Source organism: Nocardioides sp. L-11A (assembly GCA_029961745.1).
Taxonomy (GTDB): Bacteria; Actinomycetota; Actinomycetes; order Propionibacteriales; family Nocardioidaceae; genus Nocardioides.
Map to the genome: position 1 here is coordinate 3386540 of CP124680.1, position 20918 is coordinate 3407457.

Here is a 20918-nt window from a genome sequence, read left to right on the forward strand (position 1 = left end):
TCACACATGGGGAGCGGGAGGGCTCTGAAGTGGACCGTCGCAGATTGTTGCTCGTCGTGGCCGCGGTGATCGCCGCGCTCGGTGTCGGGCTGGTCTTCGTGTTCGCCCGCGGCGCCGAGTCCCGTGCCGCGGAGAAGTACCAGACGACCAAGGTCGTCACGGTCGCCGCCGGGAAGACCGTCCTCCCCGGTGAGAGCATCAAGTCCGCCCTCGACACCGGCAAGCTCGCCGAGACCGAGGTCCCGCAGGGCCAGGTCCTCGACAACGCCCTGCGCCAGGGTGATCTCGGCAACCTCGACGGCAAGGTCGCACTGACCACGCTGTACGCCGGCGAGCAGCTGCTGTCGACGAAGTTCGGCGGGGTCGGCGACACCGTCGACGTCGCGTCACTGCCGCTGCCGCAGGGCATGATCGCCAAGCCGGAGTCCTTCGACCTCCCGGTGGGCTCCTTCATCGAGCCCGGGTCGCAGCTCGCCGTCTTCCTCACGGTCAACCCCGCCACGCCCACCTGCCTGCTCATCGACCGCGTGACGGTGCTCTCCAAGGGCGCGCAGACCACGACCACGGTGGAGGGCGGCGCGACCGAGGGCAGCGCTCCGGCGCTGCACCTGGCGGTGACCCAGCAGCAGTTCGAGTGGCTCCAGGACGGCCGTGAGCGCGGCAAGCTGTCCGTGGCCCTGCTGAACTCGGAGAGCGAGGTCCAGCTCGACAAGACCGGACCCTGCGCCACCATCCGCGACAGCGAGTGAGGTCGTCTCATGCCGGTTCTCGTCGAACAGGATCCCACCCTCGTCGACAGCCTGGTCCGGGCGATGCCCACCGGCTCCCAGGCGGTCGCCACGACCGAGCGGGCGCTGGCGTGGCTCGACCAGCACCCTGACGAGTACGTCGTCGCCCTCGGGCCGTCGGTCGAGCTGCTCTCGGCGCTCGCGACCTCGGAGGAGCTACGCATCAAGCGACCGACCGTCAGCGTCGTCCTGGTCCGCGACCACTTCGACACCGAGGTCCTCACCCGGGCGATGCAGGCCGGCGTCCGCGACGTCGTCGTCGCCGGCGGCGACGAGAAGGCGCTGACGAGCGCGATCGAGCGCGCCCACCAGCTCTATCAGGCCCTGCGCGGGCCGGGCGGCGCCCGGCAGCTGGGCCGGGTCGTGACCGTGTTCTCCCCCAAGGGCGGCGTCGGCAAGACCACCTCGTCGGTCAACCTGGCCCTGGCCCTCACCGATCGCGGCGCCCGCAAGGTCTGCCTCGTCGACCTCGACCTCGCGTTCGGCGACGTCGCCATCACGATGCAGCTCTTCCCGACCCACTCGATCGAGCAGGCCGTGGGCTCCGAGGACTCCATCGACCTCGCGATGCTCGAGGGCTTGCTGACCCGGCACCAGGACACGCTGACCGTGCTCGCGGCGCCGGCCCACCCCGACGTGCGCGAACGGGTCACGCCGCTGCTGATCTCCCGGATCCTGCGCGCCCTGCGCGACGGCTTCGACTACATCGTCGTCGACACCTCGCCGTCGTTCGACGACGCGACCCTGACCGCGCTGGACGAGACCGACGAGTGCGTGATCGTCGCGACGCTCGACGTACCCACGCTCAAGAACGTCAAGGTCGCTCTCGAGACGATGGACATGCTCAGCATCGCCCGCGGGCACCGGCACCTCCTGCTCAACCGCGCCGACGACCAGGTCGGCATCAGCGTCGAGAAGGTCGAGAGCATCCTCGGCATGCCGGTGAGTGCCCAGGTCGCCACCGCCGTCGACATCGCCGCCGCCACCAACGCCGGCACCCCGATCGTCTCCCACAAGCCGGGGCACCCGGCGAGCCTCGCCTACGCGCACCTCGCCGCGTCGGTGACCGGCGAGCCGATCCCGGCACCGGCGGCCGCGGCCCCGCAGCCGACCGAGGCACCTCGCTCGCGCGGGCTGTTCCGGCGCGGAAGGAGCTAGTCGTGTCCAGCCTCTCCGAGCGTCTCGCCGCCGCCCGCCGTGAGGCTGCGGCCCAGGGCCGGCATGCCGCGACGCCCTCGGCCGACGCCGAGCTCCTCGCCGAGGTCGTCGGTGTGTCCGAGTCGACCGCCGAGGTCCCGGCCGCGGCGGCGCCGGAGCCCGCCGCGACCGAGCGCAGGACCCCCGGCCCGCTGTCCTCCCGAGCCGCCGCGGCGGCCGGCGAGAGCCGAGGCGGCCGCCGGATCGCCGGCACCGAGTCCGACCGGCTCGAGGACCTCAAGTCCAGCGTGCACGCCGAGCTGATCAAGCAGCTCGGCCCGCACCTCTACGACGCCGAGATGGACCAGGACGAGCTGGACCGCACCGTCCGCACCGTCCTCTCCGACGTCCTCGGCGCCCAGGACCGGCCGCTCAGCGCGGCCGACCGGGCCCGGGTCACCCAGGAGATCACCGACGACATCCTCGGCTACGGCCCGATCGACCCGTACCTGCGCGACCCCGAGGTCTCCGAGGTGATGGTCAACGGCCACGACGACGTCTGGCTGGAGAAGGACGGCCGACTGGTCAAGGTCGAGGCGCACTTCGCCGACGAGGCGCACCTGCGCCGCACGATCGACAAGATCGTGTCCCGCATCGGCCGTCGGGTCGACGAGTCCTCCCCCATGGTCGACGCGCGCCTGCCCGACGGCAGCCGCGTCAACGCCATCGTCCCGCCCCTGGCGATCGACGGCTCCGCGCTGACCATCCGCAAGTTCTCGACCGACCCGCTGACCGTGCAGGACCTGATCAACTTCGGGTCGCTGACGCCGCAGACGGCCGACTTCCTCGACGCCTGCGTCCGGGGCCGGCTCAACATCATCGTCTCCGGCGGCACGGGCGCCGGGAAGACGACGACGCTCAACGTGCTGTCCTCCTTCATCCCCACCGACGAGCGGATCGTCACGATCGAGGACGCCGCCGAGCTCCAGCTCAAGCAGGACCACGTCGTCCGGCTCGAGTCGCGGCCCGCCAACATCGAGGGCAAGGGCGCGGTGACCATCCGCGACCTGGTCCGCAACAGCCTGCGGATGCGGCCCGACCGCATCGTCGTCGGCGAGGTCCGCGACGCCTCCGCCCTCGACATGCTCCAGGCCATGAACACCGGCCACGACGGCTCCATCTGCACCCTGCACTCCAACGGGCCGCGCGACACCCTCTCCCGCATGGAGACGATGGTGCTGATGGCCGGCATGGAGCTGCCGATCCGCGCGATCCGCGAGCAGGTCGCGTCCGCGGTCGACCTGATCGTGCACCAGACCCGTTTCAAGGACGGCTCGCGCCGGATCACCCACATCACCGAGGTGGAGCGGATGGAGGGCGACATCATCACCCTCCAGGACGTCTTCGTCTTCGACAACTCGGCCGGCTTCGACGAGAACGGCCGGGTCCTGGGCCGGCTCCGCTCCACCGGGCTGCGCCCGAAGTTCCTGGAGAAGCTCGCCTACGCCAACGTCGCGGTCGACCCGACGATCTTCCGGACGGAACGCATCTGATGCGCCGGCAGCGCACTGTCCGCGGGGTCGCGTCGCTGCTGACCGCCCTGCTCGCCCTGCTCGCGCTGCTGGTCGCCGGTCCGGCCCACGCCGCGGACGGCGGCATCGCCCACGTCGAGTCCACCGGCGACGGCATCCGGATCCTCGTCGACGTCCCGGCCGGCGTCCGCGTCGACCTCGCCGGGGTGCGCGCGACGCTCGACGGCGACGAGCTGGACGCCGCCGCGACCAGCACCAGCTCCGGGTCGGCGGTCAGGCGGACCACCGTGCTGGTCATCGACACCAGCAACTCGATGCGCAAGCAGGGTCGGTTCGAGGCCGCCCAGCGCGCCGCCACCACCTATCTCGCCGCCGTCCCCGAGGACGTCGAGGTCGGCATCGTCACCTTCGACAGCACCGTGGAGGTCGCCCTCGAGCCCACGACCGACCGCGCCGCGGCCCGGACGGTGATCGGCGGTCTGTCCCTGCAACGCAACACGCTGCTCTACGACGGCGTCATCGCCGCCACCGATCTCGCGGGCGACAGCGGGCAGCGGTCGCTGCTGCTGCTCTCCGACGGTGCCGACGCCGGGAGCAGCGCCGCCCTGGAGGACGCGACCGCCGCGATCGAGGACGCGGGCACCCGGGTCCACATCGTCGGCCTCGACCTCCCCGAGGACCAGCTCACCCCGCTGCGCGCGATCGCCGAGGCCGGCAAGGGCGACGTGATCACCTCCAGCGGCAGCGCCCTGGCCGCGGCCTTCGCCGAGCAGGCCGAGGCCCTGGCCGACCAGGTCCTCGTCACGGCGCCCCTGCCGGACGGCTTCTCGGCCGACGTGGCGACCGTCCAGGTCACCCTGCCGACCGCTGCCGGCGAGCCGGTGGTGGCCCGCGCCCTCGCCAAGATCGAGACCGCCAGCACGCCCGGGACCGCCGCGCCGCTGCCCACGATCTCCGACGACGGCACCGGCTGGACCGCACCCGACTGGCTGCTGTGGGTCGGCATCGGCGTGTTCGCCGCCGGCCTGCTCGCCGTGGCCCTGCTGCTCGTCCCCGCCCGTCCGGCCCCGATGAGCATCGCGGACCGCGTGACGGCGTACAGCACGCGGGTGACGGGGCTCGAGGAGCGGGAGCAGCACAAGCCCCAGGCCGACCCGGTGCTCGACCAGGCCAAGGCCGCCGCCGCGGGGATCCTGGAGCGCAACAGCGCCCTCAACGACCGGATGACCCGGCGTCTCGCTGCGGCCGGCAGCGAGTTCAAGCCCTCGGAGTGGCTGCTGCTCCACATCGGCACGGTGCTCGCCGGCGGTGTGATCGGGCTGCTCCTCGGTCGGGGCAGCATCATCGTCGGCATCCTGCTGATGGTCGTTGCCTTCTTCCTGCCCCCGCTGTACCTCACCTACATGGCCGGGCGCCGGCGCCGCGCCTTCGACGCTGCGCTCCCCGAGGTCCTCCAGCTCCTGTCCGGGGCGCTGAGCGCCGGCCTGTCCCTGGCCCAGGCGGTCGACACCGTGGTCCGCGAGGGCCCCGAGCCGATCGCCTCGGAGTTCAAGCGGGTGCTGGTCGAGGCCCGGATCGGCGTGGCGATCGAGGACGCCTTCGACGGCGTCGCCGACCGCTTCCAGAGCAAGGACTTCCGGTGGGCCGTGATGGCGATCCGGATCCAGCGCCAGGTCGGCGGCAATCTCGCCGAGCTGCTGACCACGGTCGCCGCGACGATGCGCGAGCGGCAGTTCCTGCGCCGGCACGTCCGGGCCCTCTCCGCCGAGGGCCGGATGTCCGCGGTGATCCTCTGCGCGCTGCCGCCCGTCTTCGCCGTCTACCTGTTCCTCACCAACCGTGAGTTCCTCAACCCGCTGGTGGCCGATCTCCGCGGCTGGATCCTGCTGGGATTCGGTGCCGTCTGGATGGCTGTCGGCACCTTCTGGATGTCCCGCATGGTGAAGGTGGACCTCTGATGCTTCTGCTGCTCGCCCTCATCCTCTTCGCCGGCGCCATCGCGGCGCTCGGTGCCGCCTTCGCCAAGGAGCAGCCCCAGGGCCTGGCCCGCGCCCTCGAGGCGCTTGAGAGGTCCGGTCATGCCGGACAGGAACTGGTCGACGAGGTCGATCCACCCTTCGCCGAGCGCATCCTGGCCCCTTTCCAGGCCCGCGCCCTGACGCTCGGGCGGCGCCTGACCGGTGCCGACAAAGCTGAGAGGCTTCGGCGACGACTCGATCTCGCCGGCAATCCGCAAGGTTGGACCGTCGACCGAGTGCTCTCGATGAAGGTGCTGTTCGCCGTCATCCTGCCGATCGTCGTTCTCGCCTACGGAGCCATGCTCGGCGGCTCACCTACCACTCTCGTGGTCATCGCCATTGCGGCTGCCGCCCTCGGCTTCATGGGCCCCGATCTCTATCTCCAGAACAAGTCGGCCCACCGGGCCGACCAGATCCGCCGGTCCCTGGCCGACGCCGTCGACCTGCTCACCATCAGCGTGGAGGCCGGCCTCGGCTTCGACGCCGCGGTCCAGCAGGTCGCCCGCAACACCGACGGACCGGTGGCCGAGGAGTTCTCCCGGGTGCTGCGCGAGATGCAGCTCGGCATGAGCCGCTCGGACGCCCTCAAGGCGATGGGGGCGCGCAGCAACGTCGAGGACCTCAACACCTTCGTGGGCTCGATGGTGCAGGCCGACGCCTTCGGCATCCCGATCGGCCAGGTGCTGCGCGTGCAGTCCAGCGAGATCCGGGTCAAGCGACGCCAGTACGCCGAGGAGAAGGCGCAGCAGGTGCCGGTCAAGATCATGATCCCGCTGATCCTCTTCATCCTGCCGTGCCTGTTTGTGGTGGTGATGGGCCCAGCGGTGTTGAACGCGATCGACGCGTTCAACGGCAACTGAGCGGGCGGCACGGCACTAGGGTGGAGACCATGCCCAGCAGCCAGACCTACGCGGTGGTGGGCGCGGCGCGCCTCTTCGCGCTGCTGGCCATCGGCGGCCCGATCGCCTGGTTCCACCAGGAGCAGGGCCTGCTCGCACTCGCGGCCGTCGGCGGGATCTGGATCTACCAGGCAGCGACGGCGACCCGTCGCGAGCTGGAGCTCTCGCTCAGCCCGGCGACCGAGGCCGCGGCCATCGGCGTGGTCTGCGCCCTCGGCATGATCGACGCACCGGTGATCCTCGCCGCTCTCGTCGTCCCCCCGCTCTATGCCACCGCGATCGCCGGGGTGCGGACCATGCTCCGGACCGTGCTGGTCGAGCTGATCACCGTGGTCGCCCTCGGCCTGATGTGGTGGGAGAACGTCTCGGCTGACCAGGCGGTGGCGATCTTCACCTGGACCATGGCCGGCCTGGGCCTGAGCCTGATCGCGGCGGTCACCTTCTCCTCCGACCGGGTCACGGACCCGCTGGCGCCCTATCGCGACGCCCAGGAGCACCTCAAGCAGCTCAACGACCTGGCCGGCAGCCTGAGCTCCGGCCTCGACGTCGGTGCGCTGGGCGGCGAGCTGCTCAGCCAGGTCAGCGACGACATCCCCAACCGCGCCCTCGTGCTGTACGTCCCCCGGGGCGACACCCTGTCCCCGGTGGCTTCGACGGTCGAGCTCGAGCCGGCCGACGCGATCGCGGTCGAGACGCTCGCCGGCGACGTCCGGCTGCAGGCCCCCGAAGCCGGTCACCCCGTCGAGATCGGCGAGGGCTTCGCCTTCCGGGTCAGCGAGCAGGCCATCGTCGCCGGCCTGCGCCCCGTCGGCTCCGACGTCGGCCGCGCCCTGCCCCTCGCCTCGGTCGCGCGCGATCTCGCCGACATGGCGGTCAAGCTGGACGCGGCCCTGCTGTTCGCCCAGTTCCGCGATGCCGCCACCGCCGACGAGCGCAACCGACTCGCCCGCGAGATGCACGACGGCGTCGCCCAGGACATCGCCTCCCTCGGCTACATCATCGACGCGCTCGCCGCGCGGCCGGCCGACGAGCAGCAGGCCCAGGCCCTCGGCATGCTGCGCGAGCGGGTGTCGAAGGTGGTCGCGGAGGTGCGCCAGTCGGTGATGAACCTGCGCACCAGCATCGGCGAGAGCGAGAGCCTCGGCGCCGCCATCAGCAATGTCGCGCGCCACCTCTCCGAGGCCTCCGGCATCCCGATCCGGGTCCGGCTCGACGAGCAGCCCACCCGGCTGCGGCCCGAGGTGGAGGCCGAGCTCTTCCGGATCGCCCAGGAGGCGATGAACAACGCGGTCAAGCACGCCCGCGCGACGTCCATCGACGTCCGCTGCCAGGTCTACGCCCCCGAGGCGGTCATCACCGTCACCGACGACGGCGTCGGCCTGCAGACGGCCCGATCCGACTCGCACGGGCTGAAGATCATGCGCGAACGTGCCAGACTGATCGGCGCGGATCTCCTGGTCCGCGACAACGCCAGCCGGGGCCTGACGGTCACGGTCGCCCTCAAGATCCCCCGGAGCACGCTCACCACCGAAGGCGCCTCCCCGATCCTCACGGAGCAGCGATGAACCACCCCGCGGGTGACTCGACCACCGTCCTCTTGATCGACGACCACGAGCTGATCCGCGACGGCCTCGGCGCCGTCATCGACCTGGAGCCGGACCTCAGCGTCGTCGCGACGGCCGGCTCGGTGGCCGAGGGCGTGCAGCGCTACCACGAGGTGCGCCCCGACGTGGTGATCACCGACCTGCAGATGCAGGACGGCACCGGGCTCGACGTGGTCCGCACCCTGCGCCGGGAGAGCGACGAGGTGGGCCTGATCGTGCTGACCATGCACTCCGGCGACGAGCAGATCTTCGCCGCCATGCAGGCCGGCGCGTCCGGCTTCGTCGGCAAGGACGCTCCGTCCACCGAGGTGATCAAGGCGGCGCGGCACGCCGCGGTCTCCCCCAAGGCCTTCGTCTGCGCGGGCCTGGTCGGGGCGATGATGCGCCGCCAGTCGGCCGAGTCGACCGCGCTCACCGAGCGTGAGCACGACGTGCTGCTGCTGCTCGCCGAGGGCCTCAACGCCGCGGCGATCGGTCAGCGGCTCTACCTGTCGGAGTCGACCACCAAGTCCCACATCGCCCGGATCTACCAGAAGCTGGGCGCCGCCAACCGGGCCCAGGCGCTGGTCACCGCGATGCGGATCGGGCTGCTCTCGACCGTGCAGCCGTCGGCCCGCTGAGTCCGGCGCGGCCGCACCCCCGGGACCCGTAGCACGGGGTCCGGCGCTAGTCCGAAGTGACTAGCCGCGAGAAGACGAACTCCCGATCCGTCACCGGGACGATTCCGGCAGAGTTCCGGCTATCGGGGAGCACTCCCCGGGGACACGCAGCATCAGTGCACACAGGGAGAACCCGATGATCCAGTACCTCACGATCCTGTTCAACGCCCGCTTCGCGAAGGACGACGAGCGTGGTGCGACCGCCGTCGAGTACGGCCTGCTCGTCGCCCTCATCGCCGCCGCCATCGTCGCGATCGTCGCTCTGCTGGGCGATGACATCAAGGGTGCCTTCGACACTGTCGAGAACTCCATCGGCGGCAGCCAGGGCTGACGCTCGATCATGACGGCCGCGCTACCCGGTTGGGGGCGCGGCCGTTCTATTCGGCGGTCAGAGCGGACCAGGAGACAACGTGAACTCATCGGGTGGTGAGACGCAGCGGGGCGCGACCGCTGTCGAGTACGGCCTGCTCGTCGCCATGATCGCAGCGATCATCGTGTTCGCCGTCATCCTGTTCGGCGAGGACGTGACAATGCTGTTCGAGAACACGAGCGCGAGCGTCGACAGCGCGGTCAATCCCTAGGCCGCGCCTCGAACCGGTTGGCCAGCCCGATCCGCTGCAGCACCGTCGGGTGCGAGCCGAACCACCACTGCGACCACGCCGGGGGTGTGGGGTCGGCATGGGACCGCAGGGCCAGACGGCGCTGGAGGTCGACGAACGCCTGGGGGGCGTTGGTCACCTCCAGCGCCGTCTGGTCGGCCCGGGTCTCGACCGCCCGGCTGATCCCGTTCTGGACCGGTGCCGTCAGCAGGGTCGCGAGCGCGACCAACGCCAGGACCCGCGGCACCGAGGAGATCTCGTCCCCCTCCGTCCGGTCGCGGCGGGGGCCCGGCAGCACCAGGCCGAGCAGGCCCACGCCCAGCAGGGCGCCCGCCGCACCGAGCAGGGTGCCGGTCAGCACGTCGTCGTACTTCGCGTGGGCGAGCTCGTGGGCCACGACCGAGAGCGTCTCGTCGCGGGGCGAGTCGTCGACGAGGGTGTCGTAGAGGACGACCCGGCGGCTGTGCCCGAAGCCCGAGACATAGGCGTTGAGGGTGGTGGTCCGCCGCGACGCGTCGGCGACCAGGACGTCGTCGACCGCGACCCCCTCCGCCTCGGCGAGGGCGAGCACGTCCGAGCGCAGCGCTCCGTCGGGCAGCGACACGAACCTGTTGAAGACCGGCTCGACCACCACCGGATAGGCGAACGAGCCGAGCACGACCAGGACCGCGGCCGCCAGGCCCGCCACCGCGGGCCACAGCCGCGGCAGGCGCCGCATGCAGCCCACGAGCGCCACGACGGCGATCGAGGTCCCGACGACCGTCACCAGGAGTCCCTTGGCCTGGTCGAGGCTCCAGGCCGCCCAGCTGCTGGTCACCAGTCCCTCGTCGAGGCCGAGCATCCGCAGCGCAACGCCGAACGGCAGCGCCACCAGCATGCCGACCAGGCTCAGCGCGAACACCACGACGACGACGCGGATCCACCACCAGCCGCGCAGCCGGCCCGCCCAGCGGCGCCCGTTCCGCCCGAAGCCCAGCCAGAGCGCCACCGCCAGGGTGACGGCGAGCCGGGACCAGCTCCAGATCCGTCCCCACAGGGCGTAGTGCTCGCCGCGCTCGATCTGCTCGCGCGTGAAGACCGAGGCCGCGGTCACCGGGTCGGGCGGGCCTCCGGGGACCGGATGCCACGGGACCCGGGCGAGGGCGATCAGCACGAAGGCCGCGGCGCCCACCAGTGCGGTGCCGAGGGCGACCCGGCGCACCGCCGCGGTGTTGTCGAGCACTAGTGGCCAGCTCCGTAGGTTGTGCGTGGGTGGCCTGTGCGCCGGGTGCGTGCATCGCAAGGCGCCGGCGCGCAGCCATACCGGGTTGTCGGGAACGAGCGGAGCGAGTGCCCGACAACCCGGTGCTCCGCTGGCGTTTCGCAAGCGTCGGCAACGCCGCGAGGTGCGTGCCCGGCGTGCAGGACACTCGTAGAACCTCCGGGGATGGCCACTAGCACCCGGTCAGCCTGCCACGCCGGGCAATGCGGCGAGCCGGTCCAGCCAGGCGGCGGTGAGCTCGGCCTCGGTCCAGCTCGCGTGCTCGCGCAGCGCGGCGGCCAGGTCGCCGTCGTCGAGGACGTCGGCGTACATCTCGACCAGCGCCCGCTGCCCCGCGTGCTCGGCGAGGGTGACGCAGACCAGCCAGGCGGCCTCGTAGACGGCACCGAGGTGGCTGGCGGTCGGGTCGAAGTCACCCGGGGCCGGGAGCGTCTCCGGGGGGCCTTCCCGGCGTACCTGCGCAGCGATCTGCCCCGCTGTCGTACGGAGGGGAAGGTCGACGTCGCGCAGGGCGACATAGTCGGCGAAGCCCTCGACCAGCCACAGCGGCGCCTGCCGGGCCGCGACCGCGTCGGTGAGCGCGTGCACGGCCTCGTGGGTCATCACGACCTGGGCCGCGACCCGGTCGAGGCCGTCGTACACCCCGCGGTTGAGGAACACGTGCACCGGGCTCCCCGCGGCCTCGGTGCCGTCGACCGGCGCGGTGATGGCCGCGATCGCGTCGTACTGTCCCGGATCGGTGTCGAGCGCGCGCCGCATGCCCTCGGTGTCGGCCGGCACCTCCACGACCAGGCCGCCGTCGCCGGGCACCACCGCGCGGGCCTGCGCGACGGCGCGGCGCGCCGCGGCGAGGTAGCGACCGGCACCGGCGTCGTCGCCCGCGACCGCGACCACCACCGCCCCGTCCCTGCGTACGGCGAGCGGGCCGGTGAGCCACAACGGGAGCCGGGCGCCGCTGCCCCCGATCGCCGCGATCGTGGCGCCGCGGTCGGCGAAAGAGACCGGGAGCTCGATCCGCGCGGACGCCTCGTCGATCCCGTCGACCCGCCAGGTCACCGCCACCTGTCCGTCCCAGGCGTCGTCGCCGTGGGTGCGACCGGTCTCGGTGACATAGCGCAAGGTGACGTCCGCGAGCCCGAGCGCGTCGGCATTGGCGACCACGGCCGTCAGCAGCTCACGCGCAGCGGCGTCGGCGCCGAGGTCGGCTGCGGCCGGTCCGTCAGCATCACGGATCGCCTCCTGGAGGTCCGCCAGGGTGTCGGCCGCCCCGGCTGCGTCGGCGACGTCACCGGTGGCCACCGGAGGCGGCGCGACGTAGTCGTCCTTCGAGCAGCCGCCTGCCAGGAGCGCGGCGGCCGTCAGGAGCGCCGGGAGGACGTGGCGCCCGGTCGGGGGCCTCACCCAGGCCGGACCGCTCCGGTGTAGGGCATCTCGTCGAGGTCGGAGACCTTGACGCCGGCGCCCGGGTTGGCCGCGTGCACGATCAGGCCGTTGCCGAGGTAGATCCCCACGTGGCTGATCGGGCTGTAATAGAAGACGAGGTCGCCGGGCTGCAGGTCGCTCTTCGCGACCCGGGCGCCGCTGCCGTACTGGGCCCGGGAGGAGTGCGGCAGGCTCACGTCGGCCTGGGCGTAGGCCATCATCGTCAGGCCGGAGCAGTCGAAGGCGTTGGGCCCGGTGGCGCCCCAGACGTAGGCGTCGCCGACCTGGGCGAGGGCGTACTCGATCGCCGCGGCGGCCCGGCCGGAGGCCGGGATGGAGGTGGCGTCGATCGGGCGGCCCGCATTGCGGGACAGGAGCGCGGCCCGCTCCTCGGCCTCGAGCTGCGAGAGCAGGTCCTGCGCCTCGGCCAGCTTGGCGTCGGCGGTCTTCTTCTCCTCCGCGAGCGTCGCCTTCAGCTGCCGGATGTCGTCACGGCGCTGGGCGGTCTGGTCCTTGCGGATGTCGTAGGCCTCGAGCTCGGCACCGTAGTCGGCGAGGAGCGAGTCCTGGAGCCCCTCCACGGTGGACCTCGTCGAGAGCTCGTCGAGGAAGCCCTGGGAGTCGGCGGACAGCAGCTCGCCGGTGGGGCCGAGGCTGCCGGACTGGTACTGCTGGATGAGGGAGTCGCGGACGTCGGAGCGGACGCCGGCGAGGGCGTCGCCCTGGCGGGACTGGTCCGCCTCGAGGGAGGCGAGGTCGTCGTTGAGCTCGGTGAGCTCGAGCTCGGCGTCGTTGTAGCGCTCGGCCGCCTGCTCGGACTCATGGAAGAGCCGGTCGACCCGGGCCTGGACGGTGGTGATGTCGGGCTCCGCCTGGGCGGGGGTGGTGGCGCCGCTGATCGACAGCGTGATCGCTCCGGTGACGGCGAGTGCCGCGAGCGCGGCGGTGGTGCGTGTCCGGCCGTTCAGCACGAGCTGGCGGTCCCCTCTGGTCGTCGTACGCCTACCGGGTGAACTGACGGATTCGGGCACGACTCGCCCTACCCGCACTCCTCACGCTGGCCGCGGCCCGTGCGGACCCCTGCCCTCGCGCCTCGTGCGGGATTCACCCCAGAGTGGTTGGTTCCCCGGCTCCGGACCCCGAGCGGTTCCGGACTCAGCGCGGCATCCGCGCGGGTCGGTCGACCCACTTCCTCGGACACCTGAGCGAGCAGCCTAGTCACAGGCTCCGGTCGGGCCAAACCCGTCCGGGGCGTGTTGGGGACGATCGCGGCGTGCCGGACACCACATCCGTCACATCTGCCCCGTGGGCCACGTGGGTCACGATGGTCACGCGGACTCGACCCGGGGACCGTCGACGGGCTGGACCAGCCGCAGCGGCGGCACCAGCCCCCCGTCGGCCAGGGCCTCGAGCGCGGCCATCTCGTCGTCGCCGATCACCAGCTCGGGTGGGGGCCCGAGCAGCACCGTCACCACACAGTCGTGGCAGGCCAGGCCCCGCACCACGCAGGTGTCGCAGTCGATCCTCGTCGTCATGCCGGCGAGACTCGCAGCACCGTCCGACACAACCCCCGCGACGGACTCACGCGTACCGCTCCCACCGCCGTCCCGCGGCTGACACAATCGCCCGGGTGAGCGCCGAGCACCACCCCCGGGACCGCCGGACGGCCCGGGTCGGGCTGGTGCTGTTCCTGCTGACCGCGGTGCTCTACGTCGCCACGGCCGGCTACCAGCGCGTGCACATCGACGTGCTGTCGGCCGACGTCGGCGCCTGGCGGATCGCAGCGACGGGCGAGCCGTCCATCGACGGACTCGACACCTCCTCGATCAACCGCAGCCGGGTCGACCTGTTCTCCACCGTCCACGACGGGCGCACCGTCATCGCCCGCTCGCCGGGGGTCGTCGCGGCCGGCGTGCCGGCGTACGCACTGCGTCAGTGGGTGACCGACGCGGGACCGGACGCCGAGGACTTCACCACGGTGCCGCCGACGGTGACCGCGGCGCTGCTGACCGCGCTCAGCGTGCTCCTCATGTGGGGCGCGCTGCTCCGGCTGACGACGCGGCGCCGGGCGACGGCGGCCGCACTGGTGTTCGCACTGGCCACGCCGGTCTGGTCGGTGGCGGCCGACGGGATGTGGACGCACACGCTGACCGTGCTGGGCGTCAGCGGGATGGCCTTCGGCGCGGCCCGCGACCGCTGGCTGCTGGTCGGACTGTTCGGCGGGATCGCCGTGTGGGGTCGGCCGCACATGGCGCTGGTGGCGGCCGCTCTCGCGCTGACCTGCGCCTGGGTCCGGCGCCGGCCCGGGATCGTGGCCCGCGTCGCCGCGGTCGGTGCGACCCTCACCGCGGGCGCCAGCCTGTGGTCCTACTGGCTCTACGGCCGCTGGTCCCCGTCCGGCGGCTACGCCCCGGCCCCCTACCTGTCCCGGGGCGCGGGCGCGCAGTACGAGTTCAACCAGACTCTCGGCGGCCTGCTGCGCAACGAGGCGGCGATGTGGCTCTCCCTGGATCGGGGCATCCTGGTCTGGACGCCGGTGGTCGTGGTCCTGCTGCCCCTCCTCGTCCAGACCTGGCGCAGCCAGCCCGCGTGGACCCGGGCGCTCTTCCTCGCCGGCGTCGGCTACACCCTGTTCCAAGGCGCCGTGGCGCCCTTCCACGGCGGCGACGGCATCTACGGCTATCGCCACGGGCTGGAATTCCTCGCGTGTGCGACGCCGGCGCTGGTCGTGGCCACCGCCCGGGTGGGCCGGCGCACGCGGGTCGTGCTCACGGTCGTGATCGGGGTCCAGCTCGCCGCCTTCTCCCTGGGCGGCGTGCTCAACCGGCCCACGCTCTCGTTCCGGCACCACTGGAACGACAACGCCTTCGTCTCCGGGCTGCGCGACGTCCCGCTGCTGTGGGCGTGGGTGGCGATCAGCGTCGCCCTGGTCCTCCTGCTCTCCCGGATGTTCCTGCGGGAAGGGGCACGGGAGGCCTGATCGGCCTCGGGCCGGGCGCGGCGCCCGGGATGCGTCGGAGGTGACGCCTACCGTCGGGGACATGACGGCAGCACCCATCAGCGGCACACGGCGGTGGGATGCGCAGCGCGGCTTCGACGAGCTCGGCCGGCCGCTGCACGACGTGACCTTCTGCGTCGTCGACCTCGAGACCACCGGCGGCTCGCCCGGCGACGGCGACATGATCACCGAGATCGGCGCGGTGAAGGTCCGCGGGGGCGAGGTGCTGGGCGAGTTCCAGACCCTGGTCAACCCGCACACCGCCATCCCGGCCTTCATCGCCGTGCTCACCGGCATCACCAACGGCATGGTCGCCGACGCCCCGCCGATCCGGTCGGCGCTGCCGGCGTTCCTGGAGTTCGCCGCCGGCTCCGTGCTCGTCGCCCACAACGCCCGCTTCGACGTCGGCTTCCTCAAGCACGATGCGCTGCGCCTCGACATCGCGTGGCCCGACTTCGACGTCCTCGACACCGTCAAGCTCGCCCGCCATGTGGTGTCTCGCGACGAGGCGCCCAACCACAAGCTCTCGTCACTGGCCCGCGTCTTCCGGTCCGGCACCACCCCCAACCACCGCGCGCTGGCCGACGCCCGGGCCACCGTCGACGTGCTGCACGGCCTCATGGAGCGCCTCGGCGGGCTGGGGGTCCACACGCTCGAGGAGCTGCAGGGCTACTCCAGCAAGGTCGCGAGCGCCGCGCGCCGCAAGCGGCACCTCGCCGAGCACCTCCCCCACGCCCCCGGCGTCTACCTCTTCCGCGACGACAGCTCCCGGGTGCTCTACGTCGGCACGTCGCGCGACCTGCGCCGCCGGGTCCGCAGCTACTTCACCGCCTCGGAGAAGCGCACCCGGATCGGCGAGATGGTCCAGATCGCCTCGTCGGTGAGCGCGGTCGAGTGCGCGACCCCGCTGGAGGCGTCGGTCCGCGAGCTGCGCCTGATCGCCGAGCACAAGCCGCCCTACAACCGCCGCTCCCGTCATCCGGAGAAGGTCACCTGGCTCAAGCTCACCCGGGAGCCGTGGCCGCGGCTGTCCCTGGTCAAGCGGGTCCTCGACGACGACGCCGACTACCTCGGCCCGTTCTCCTCGCGCGCGGCGGCGGAGAGCTCGCTGGCGGCCCTGCACGAGGTCTTCCCCATCCGGCAGTGCACCGACCGGCTCGGCCGGCAGCCGCGGCGCAGCGCGTGCGTCCTGGCCGAGATGGGGCGCTGCCTGTCCCCGTGCGACGGCAGCGTCGACCCGCAGACGTACGCCGCGGTCGTGCGCCAGCTGCGCGACACGCTCCTGCGCCGTCCCGACGACGTCGTCGACCTCGTGCACGCCCGGATGTCGGCGCTGGCCGCCGAGGAGCGCTTCGAGGAGGCGGCCCACCACCGCGACCGGCTGGCCGACTTCGTGCGCGCGGCCGCCCGCAACCAGCGGCTGACCGCGCTCACCGGCTGCCCCGAGGTGACCGCGGCCCGCCGCGAGGACGACGGCCGCTGGGCGGTCCACGTGGTCCGCCACGGGCGGCTCGCCGCCGCCGGGGTGATCCCCGCCGGCGCCGATGCCGTCGCCTACGTCGACGGCCTGCGCGCCACGGCCGAGACCGTGCTGCCGACGATCGGCCCGACCCCCGCCGCGACCGCCGAGGAGTCCGAGCGGATCCTGCGCTGGCTCGAGTCGCCCGGGGTGCGCCTGGTCGACGTCGTCGGCGAATGGGCCTGCCCGGTCCAGGGCGCGGGTCGCCACGCGACCGCCTTCCTGAGCACTAGGGTGAGCCCATGATCACCGCCATCGTCTTCGTCCAGGCCGAGACCGCCCGGATCCCCGAGGTCGCGGAGGCGATCGCGGCGCTCGAAGGCGTGAGCGAGGTCTACTCCGTGACCGGCCAGATCGACCTGATCGCGCTGGTCCGGGTGAGCTCCCACGACGACATCGCCACCGTGGTCGCCGATCGGCTCAACAAGGTCGACGGCGTCGTCGACACCGAGACCCACATCGCCTACCGCGCCTACTCCCGCCACGACCTCGAGGCGGCGTTCTCGCTGGGCCTCGACTGACCGACGTGACCGAAGCCCGGGTCCTGGCCGAGCAGCCCGGCGCGACGCCGTCGCGGTTCCCGCTGCTCGCCCGGGCGATCCCGGTGCTCGTCGGGTGTCTGCTCGCGCTCCTGCTGGTCCTGCTGGCCCGGCGCCCGTTCCGGGCCTTCGACACCTACTTCCACCTCCGCTTCGGCGAGGAGTTCCGGCACGGCTGGTCGATCGCCCACCCCGGCCAGCTCAGCAGCGCCTCGACCAACGACTGGGTGCCGACCCAGTGGCTGGCCCAGGTCGGGCTGTCCTGGGTCGAGGACGTCGCCGGCACCACCGGGCTGATCGTCGTGCTGGCCGCCGTCGCGGCGGCGCTGACCGGCTCGCTCTACCTCCTGCTGCGACGCCGGGCCGGCCCGGCGTCGGCCGCGGTGCTCACCGCGGTGGTCGTGGCCGGTTGGCTGCCCAGCCTGTCGTTGCGCCCGCAGGTGCTCAGCTACCTGTTCCTGGTCGCCGTCGTCGCGGCCTGGGACCGCGCCCGCCGCACCGGCCGCCCGCCCTGGCTGTTGGTGCCCCTCGCCTGGGTCTGGGCGACCTGCCACGGCATGTGGGTGCTCGGCGTCGGGGCCAGCGCCGTCCTCGCCGTCGCCGTCCTCCTCGAACGCCGTCCCCTCCGGCGCGCGTCCCTCGCCCTGCTGGCGGTGCCGGTCGCGATGCTGCTGGCCGCCCTGGTCACGCCGGTCGGGCCGCGGCTGCTCTCGGCGGTCCTGCTGGTCAACTCACGGGCCGAGTACTTCCACGAGTGGCGTGCCCCCGAGCTGGTCACGGTCGGCGCGCTGCCGGTGACCGGGCTGCTGGTGGCGGCGGTGCTGCTGCTCGTGCGCCGCGTCGGCGTCCGGCCCTACGACGTCGCCCTGCTCGGGCTCGGTGGCGTGTTCGCCGTCTACTCCCAGCGCACCCTGCCGCTGGCGCTGATCGTGCTCGCCTGCGTGGTCGCGGGCGAGGCGCGCCGACGCGCGCCGCGGGTCTCCTGGGCCGAGAGCGCCGGCCTGGCCGCCCTCGCGGCCCTCGTCCTGGTGGTGGCCCCCAGCCAGTCGGTCCTGGACGACTCCGCCGACGACGTCCGGCGGTTCACCACCGCCCTCGACGCGCTGCCCGCGGGCAGCGTCGTGCTCACCGACTGGCCGAGCGGCAGCGTCCTGCTGTGGACCGAACCGCAGCTGGAGATCCTGCTGCACGGCTACGGCGACGTCTACACCGACACCGAGCTGGAGCGGTACGACGACCTGGCGCGTCTCGCGCCCGGCTGGGACGTGACCCTGGCGCGACTGGCGCCGGACGCCGCACTGCTGCCCCTCGACGACCCGCTGGCCTATGCGCTCGCCGATCGAGGCTGGTCGTTGGTGCAGACCGACGGCGAGAAGCCGCTCGTCCTGCTGTCGCCACCGCGCTAGCGGAACCTCTCAGCCGGTCATTGGCCGGTCACGCCGAGGCGGCGGCCACCCAGCGGTCCAGCGTGGCCCGAGCCGCGCCGGAGTCGACCGCGTCGGCAGCCCGCGCGATGCCCGCCGCCAGCGCCTCGTCGTACGCCGCCCCGGGGGCGGCGTAGACCGCGAGCGCCGCACCGGCGTTGAGCAGCACGGCGTCGCGCACCGGGCCGGTCTTCCCTTCGAGCAGATCCCGGACCACGCCGGCATTGTGCTGAGCGTCTCCGCCGCGCAGGTCCTCGGCCGTCGCGGGGGCGATGTCGAAGCGTGCCGGGTCGACCTCCACCTCCTCGACCGCGCCGTCGTGGACGACCCACAACCGCGACGTGGTGGTCGTGGTGAGCTCGTCGAGCCCGTCGTCGCCACGGAACACCCAGGCGTCGACGCCACGGCGCGCGAAGACGCCGGCCATCACCGGCGCCATCCGCGGGTCCGCGCAGCCGATGGCCTGGGCCGCGGGGCGGGTGGGGTTGGCCAGTGGGCCGAGCACGTTGAACGCCGTACCGATCCCCAGCTCCTTGCGGGGCACGGCGGCGTGCCGCATCGCCGGGTGGAAGGCCGCCGCGAAGCAGAAGGTGATGCCGGCCTCCTCGGCGACCTCGGCCACGCGGTCGGCGGGCAGGTCGAGCCGGACGCCGAGCGCCTCCAGCACGTCGGCGGTCCCGGCCTGCGACGACGCCGACCGGTTGCCGTGCTTGACCACCCGCGCACCGGCGCCGGCGGCGACGACCGCGGACATGGTCGAGATGTTGACCGAGAACGAGCGGTCACCGCCGGTGCCGACGACGTCGAGCAACCGGCCGGGGACGTTGATCGGCGTCATCACGGCGTACATCGCCTCGACGAGCCCGGTCAGCTCGTCGATCGACTCCCCCTTGGCGCGCAACGCGACCATGAAGCCGGCGATCTGGGCCGGGGTGGCCTCGCCGGCGAGGATCTCGCCCATCGCCCAGGTCGACTGGGCGGGCGTGAGATCGTCCCCGGCGATCAGGGCGCCGAGGACGTCGGGCCAGGTCATCGCTGGATCGGGCTCACGCAGGCACGCGGGCACGCAGCAGGGAGACCACGGCCTCCGCGAGCTGGATCGGGTCGAGCGGGTGCGGTACGGCGGCGTCCGCGCGCGACCAGGTCGCCAGCCAGGCGTCCTGAGGCCGACCCGTGAGCACCACCAGCGGCGGGCAGTCGAGGATCTCGTCCTTGAGCTGCTTGGCGATGCCCATGCCACCGGCCGGGACCGCCTCGCCGTCGAGGATGGCGAGGGCGAGCTCGCCCGCGTCCATGTTCTGGATGACGACGGGCTCCGTCGCGACCTCGACGTACTCCAGGTCGGGCAGGTCCGGGTGGGGCCGCCGGCCCAGCGCCAGGATGACCTGCTCGCGGGTGTGGACGTCGTCGCTGTAGACGAGCACCTTCAGAGTCTTCTGAGAACTCACCTGCGCGATGCTACTCGGACGGCGCCCGCTCCGCCGGTGTGACCTCGGTCGCGGCGTGCCGTTCGAGCCGCTGGCGGCGCTCGAGCCGGTCGAGACGCCGGTCCTCGCGCTGCGCCTCCTGCATCGAGGAGCGCACCCACTGCACGAACAGCACCACGAAGAACACCAGGCCGACCAGGTCGCCCGCTCCCCACAGGATGCCGCCGGCGAGCCGCTGGTCGTCGAACGGGTCCGGCAGCCAGGCACCGAGCGGTCCGTCGTGGAGCGCGGGGTACCAGTCGCCTCCCAGCAGCGTCTTCTGCCCCATGATCGTCACGCCCAGGAACGCATGAAAGGGCAGCGTCATCACGGTCAGCAACACCCGGAAGGGGTGACTCACCCGGCCCGGCAGCGGGTCCACGCCGACGATCGGCCAGAAGAAGAGCGCGCCGACCGCGACGAGGTGGACGTGCATCATCTCGTGGACGTAGGCGGAGTGCAGCGAGGCGTCGTACCAGCCGCTGAAGTAGAGCGCCCACGGCGAGAGGACGTAGAGCCCGAAGGCCAGCGGCGGAAAGCCCAGCACCGTGGCGAGCCGGGAGTGCAGCAGCGCGAGCAGCCAGGCCCGGGGCCGCCGCGGCAGGGTGCGCAGGGCGAGGGTCACGGGCGCCCCGAGCGCCAGCGAGAGCGGCACGACCATCGACAGCACCATGTGCTGGACCATGTGCGCGCTGAGGAGCACCGTGTCGTACGCCGCGAGCCCCGAGGACGTCGCGAGGTAGAAGGCGAGCATCCCGAGACCCCAGGCGATCGAGCGGCCCACCGGCCACCGGTCCCCGCGCCGGCGCAGCGCGAGCACGCCGACGGCGTACAGGCCGCTGGCCCAGACGGTCACGATCAGCGGCAGCGGGGCGAGCCCCCACTGCGAGAGCAGCGCGCCGGCGTCGAACGGGGGCAGGGAGTCGACCCCGGTCGCGGCGGAGGACCACACCAGCACCATGCGTACCTCCCTGACCCGTTCAGGACCTATTCGAGCCTAGGTCCTGCCTGGTAATCGCTCAGAACGGGGGGTCGGGTGCCACCCCGCGGCGA

The 20918-nt window shown here is 72.7% G+C and carries 20 protein-coding genes and 1 riboswitch; of the genes, 13 read left to right on the forward strand and 7 right to left on the reverse strand.

Annotated features, from left to right (window positions below; all coding sequences use genetic code 11):
* Positions 1-29: 29 nt before the first annotated feature.
* The 9 genes from QJ852_16275 to QJ852_16315 all read left to right on the forward strand — a co-directional run bounded on the left by QJ852_16275 (position 30) and on the right by QJ852_16315 (position 9218).
* Complete coding sequence (locus QJ852_16275; GenBank protein ID WGX94706.1) at positions 30-749, forward strand: hypothetical protein; 720 nt, start codon at positions 30-32, stop codon at positions 747-749.
* Positions 750-758: 9 nt separating this feature from the next.
* Positions 759-1946, forward strand: a complete 1188-nt coding sequence (locus QJ852_16280; GenBank protein WGX94707.1) for an AAA family ATPase — start codon at positions 759-761, stop codon at positions 1944-1946.
* A 2-nt stretch (positions 1947-1948) separates the two neighbouring features.
* The gene (locus QJ852_16285; GenBank protein WGX94708.1) at positions 1949-3478 is read left to right on the forward strand and encodes a CpaF family protein; all 1530 of its coding nucleotides are present in this window, start codon (positions 1949-1951) and stop codon (positions 3476-3478) included.
* The gene (locus QJ852_16290; protein WGX94709.1) at positions 3478-5415 is read left to right on the forward strand and encodes a type II secretion system F family protein; all 1938 of its coding nucleotides are present in this window, start codon (positions 3478-3480) and stop codon (positions 5413-5415) included. Before QJ852_16285 ends, QJ852_16290 begins: the two co-directional genes overlap by 1 nt.
* Positions 5415-6335: a type II secretion system F family protein gene (locus QJ852_16295; protein WGX94710.1), complete on the forward strand. Its 921-nt coding sequence runs from the start codon at positions 5415-5417 to the stop codon at positions 6333-6335. The genes QJ852_16290 and QJ852_16295 overlap by 1 nt, the downstream gene beginning before the upstream one ends.
* A 29-nt stretch (positions 6336-6364) precedes the next feature.
* Positions 6365-7939 carry a sensor histidine kinase gene (locus QJ852_16300; protein ID WGX94711.1) on the forward strand — a complete coding sequence of 525 codons (1575 nt, stop codon included), beginning with the start codon at positions 6365-6367 and terminating at the stop codon, positions 7937-7939.
* Positions 7936-8598, forward strand: a complete 663-nt coding sequence (locus tag QJ852_16305) for a response regulator transcription factor (protein ID WGX94712.1) — start codon at positions 7936-7938, stop codon at positions 8596-8598. Before QJ852_16300 ends, QJ852_16305 begins: the two co-directional genes overlap by 4 nt.
* A 175-nt stretch (positions 8599-8773) precedes the next feature.
* A complete protein-coding gene (locus tag QJ852_16310) occupies positions 8774-8968 on the forward strand; it encodes a Flp family type IVb pilin (protein ID WGX94713.1) in 195 nt (64 codons plus the stop codon).
* Between the two features lie 79 nt (positions 8969-9047).
* Positions 9048-9218 (forward strand): Flp family type IVb pilin, encoded by a 171-nt coding sequence (locus QJ852_16315; protein ID WGX94714.1) that lies wholly within the window; start codon positions 9048-9050, stop codon positions 9216-9218.
* Here QJ852_16315 and QJ852_16320 read toward each other — a convergent pair.
* The 4 genes from QJ852_16320 to QJ852_16335 all read right to left on the reverse strand — a co-directional run bounded on the left by QJ852_16320 (position 9208) and on the right by QJ852_16335 (position 13454).
* Positions 9208-10458 carry a M48 family metalloprotease gene (locus QJ852_16320; GenBank protein WGX94715.1) on the reverse strand — a complete coding sequence of 417 codons (1251 nt, stop codon included), beginning with the start codon at positions 10456-10458 and terminating at the stop codon, positions 9208-9210. The two genes, QJ852_16315 and QJ852_16320, sit on opposite strands and share 11 nt — an antisense overlap.
* A 222-nt stretch (positions 10459-10680) precedes the next feature.
* Entirely contained in the window at positions 10681-11898 is a 1218-nt protein-coding gene (locus QJ852_16325; GenBank protein ID WGX94716.1) for a hypothetical protein, read from the reverse strand.
* The gene (locus tag QJ852_16330) at positions 11895-12890 is read right to left on the reverse strand and encodes an NlpC/P60 family protein (protein WGX94717.1); all 996 of its coding nucleotides are present in this window, start codon (positions 12888-12890) and stop codon (positions 11895-11897) included. Before QJ852_16330 ends, QJ852_16325 begins: the two co-directional genes overlap by 4 nt.
* A 12-nt stretch (positions 12891-12902) precedes the next feature.
* Positions 12903-13090: riboswitch (cyclic di-AMP (ydaO/yuaA leader) on the reverse strand.
* A gap of 157 nt (positions 13091-13247) precedes the next feature.
* Complete coding sequence (locus QJ852_16335; protein WGX94718.1) at positions 13248-13454, reverse strand: hypothetical protein; 207 nt, start codon at positions 13452-13454, stop codon at positions 13248-13250.
* A gap of 95 nt (positions 13455-13549) precedes the next feature.
* Here QJ852_16335 and QJ852_16340 point away from each other — a divergent pair, with 95 nt between their 5' ends.
* From QJ852_16340 to QJ852_16355, 4 genes are all read left to right on the forward strand, one after another.
* Positions 13550-14899, forward strand: coding sequence for a hypothetical protein (locus tag QJ852_16340; GenBank protein WGX94719.1), 1350 nt, complete (start codon positions 13550-13552; stop codon positions 14897-14899).
* A 61-nt stretch (positions 14900-14960) separates the two neighbouring features.
* Complete coding sequence (locus tag QJ852_16345) at positions 14961-16682, forward strand: DEDD exonuclease domain-containing protein (GenBank protein ID WGX94720.1); 1722 nt, start codon at positions 14961-14963, stop codon at positions 16680-16682.
* Positions 16679-16957, forward strand: coding sequence for an Lrp/AsnC ligand binding domain-containing protein (locus tag QJ852_16350; GenBank protein ID WGX94721.1), 279 nt, complete (start codon positions 16679-16681; stop codon positions 16955-16957). Before QJ852_16345 ends, QJ852_16350 begins: the two co-directional genes overlap by 4 nt.
* A 5-nt stretch (positions 16958-16962) precedes the next feature.
* Entirely contained in the window at positions 16963-18381 is a 1419-nt protein-coding gene (locus tag QJ852_16355) for a hypothetical protein (GenBank protein WGX94722.1), read from the forward strand.
* 28 nt (positions 18382-18409) lie between these two features.
* On the opposite strand, the gene trpD is transcribed toward QJ852_16355, so the two are convergent.
* Genes trpD through QJ852_16370 form a run of 3 tightly spaced genes read right to left on the reverse strand, consistent with a single transcriptional unit; the run spans position 18410 to position 20826 of the window.
* Positions 18410-19432 carry an anthranilate phosphoribosyltransferase gene (trpD, locus tag QJ852_16360; protein ID WGX94723.1) on the reverse strand — a complete coding sequence of 341 codons (1023 nt, stop codon included), beginning with the start codon at positions 19430-19432 and terminating at the stop codon, positions 18410-18412.
* A gap of 13 nt (positions 19433-19445) precedes the next feature.
* Positions 19446-19847 carry a hypothetical protein gene (locus QJ852_16365; GenBank protein ID WGX94724.1) on the reverse strand — a complete coding sequence of 134 codons (402 nt, stop codon included), beginning with the start codon at positions 19845-19847 and terminating at the stop codon, positions 19446-19448.
* Positions 19848-19857: 10 nt separating this feature from the next.
* Positions 19858-20826 carry a cytochrome c oxidase assembly protein gene (locus QJ852_16370; protein ID WGX94725.1) on the reverse strand — a complete coding sequence of 323 codons (969 nt, stop codon included), beginning with the start codon at positions 20824-20826 and terminating at the stop codon, positions 19858-19860.
* Between the last annotated feature and the right edge of the window lie 92 nt (positions 20827-20918).

Bases quoted from the DNA above. Each gene is read 5' to 3' on its own strand.
- QJ852_16280 (WGX94707.1), top strand. From the start codon at position 759: ATGCCGGTTCTCGTCGAACAGGATCCCACCCTCGTCGACAGCCTGGTC.
- QJ852_16290 (WGX94709.1), top strand. From the start codon at position 3,478: ATGCGCCGGCAGCGCACTGTCCGCGGGGTCGCGTCGCTGCTGACCGCC.
- QJ852_16295 (WGX94710.1), top strand. From the start codon at position 5,415: ATGCTTCTGCTGCTCGCCCTCATCCTCTTCGCCGGCGCCATCGCGGCG.
- QJ852_16300 (WGX94711.1), top strand. From the start codon at position 6,365: ATGCCCAGCAGCCAGACCTACGCGGTGGTGGGCGCGGCGCGCCTCTTC.
- QJ852_16305 (WGX94712.1), top strand. From the start codon at position 7,936: ATGAACCACCCCGCGGGTGACTCGACCACCGTCCTCTTGATCGACGAC.
- QJ852_16310 (WGX94713.1), top strand. From the start codon at position 8,774: ATGATCCAGTACCTCACGATCCTGTTCAACGCCCGCTTCGCGAAGGAC.
- QJ852_16335 (WGX94718.1), bottom strand. From the start codon at position 13,454: ATGACGACGAGGATCGACTGCGACACCTGCGTGGTGCGGGGCCTGGCC.
- QJ852_16345 (WGX94720.1), top strand. From the start codon at position 14,961: ATGACGGCAGCACCCATCAGCGGCACACGGCGGTGGGATGCGCAGCGC.
- QJ852_16350 (WGX94721.1), top strand. From the start codon at position 16,679: ATGATCACCGCCATCGTCTTCGTCCAGGCCGAGACCGCCCGGATCCCC.
- trpD (WGX94723.1), bottom strand. From the start codon at position 19,432: ATGACCTGGCCCGACGTCCTCGGCGCCCTGATCGCCGGGGACGATCTC.
- QJ852_16370 (WGX94725.1), bottom strand. From the start codon at position 20,826: ATGGTGCTGGTGTGGTCCTCCGCCGCGACCGGGGTCGACTCCCTGCCC.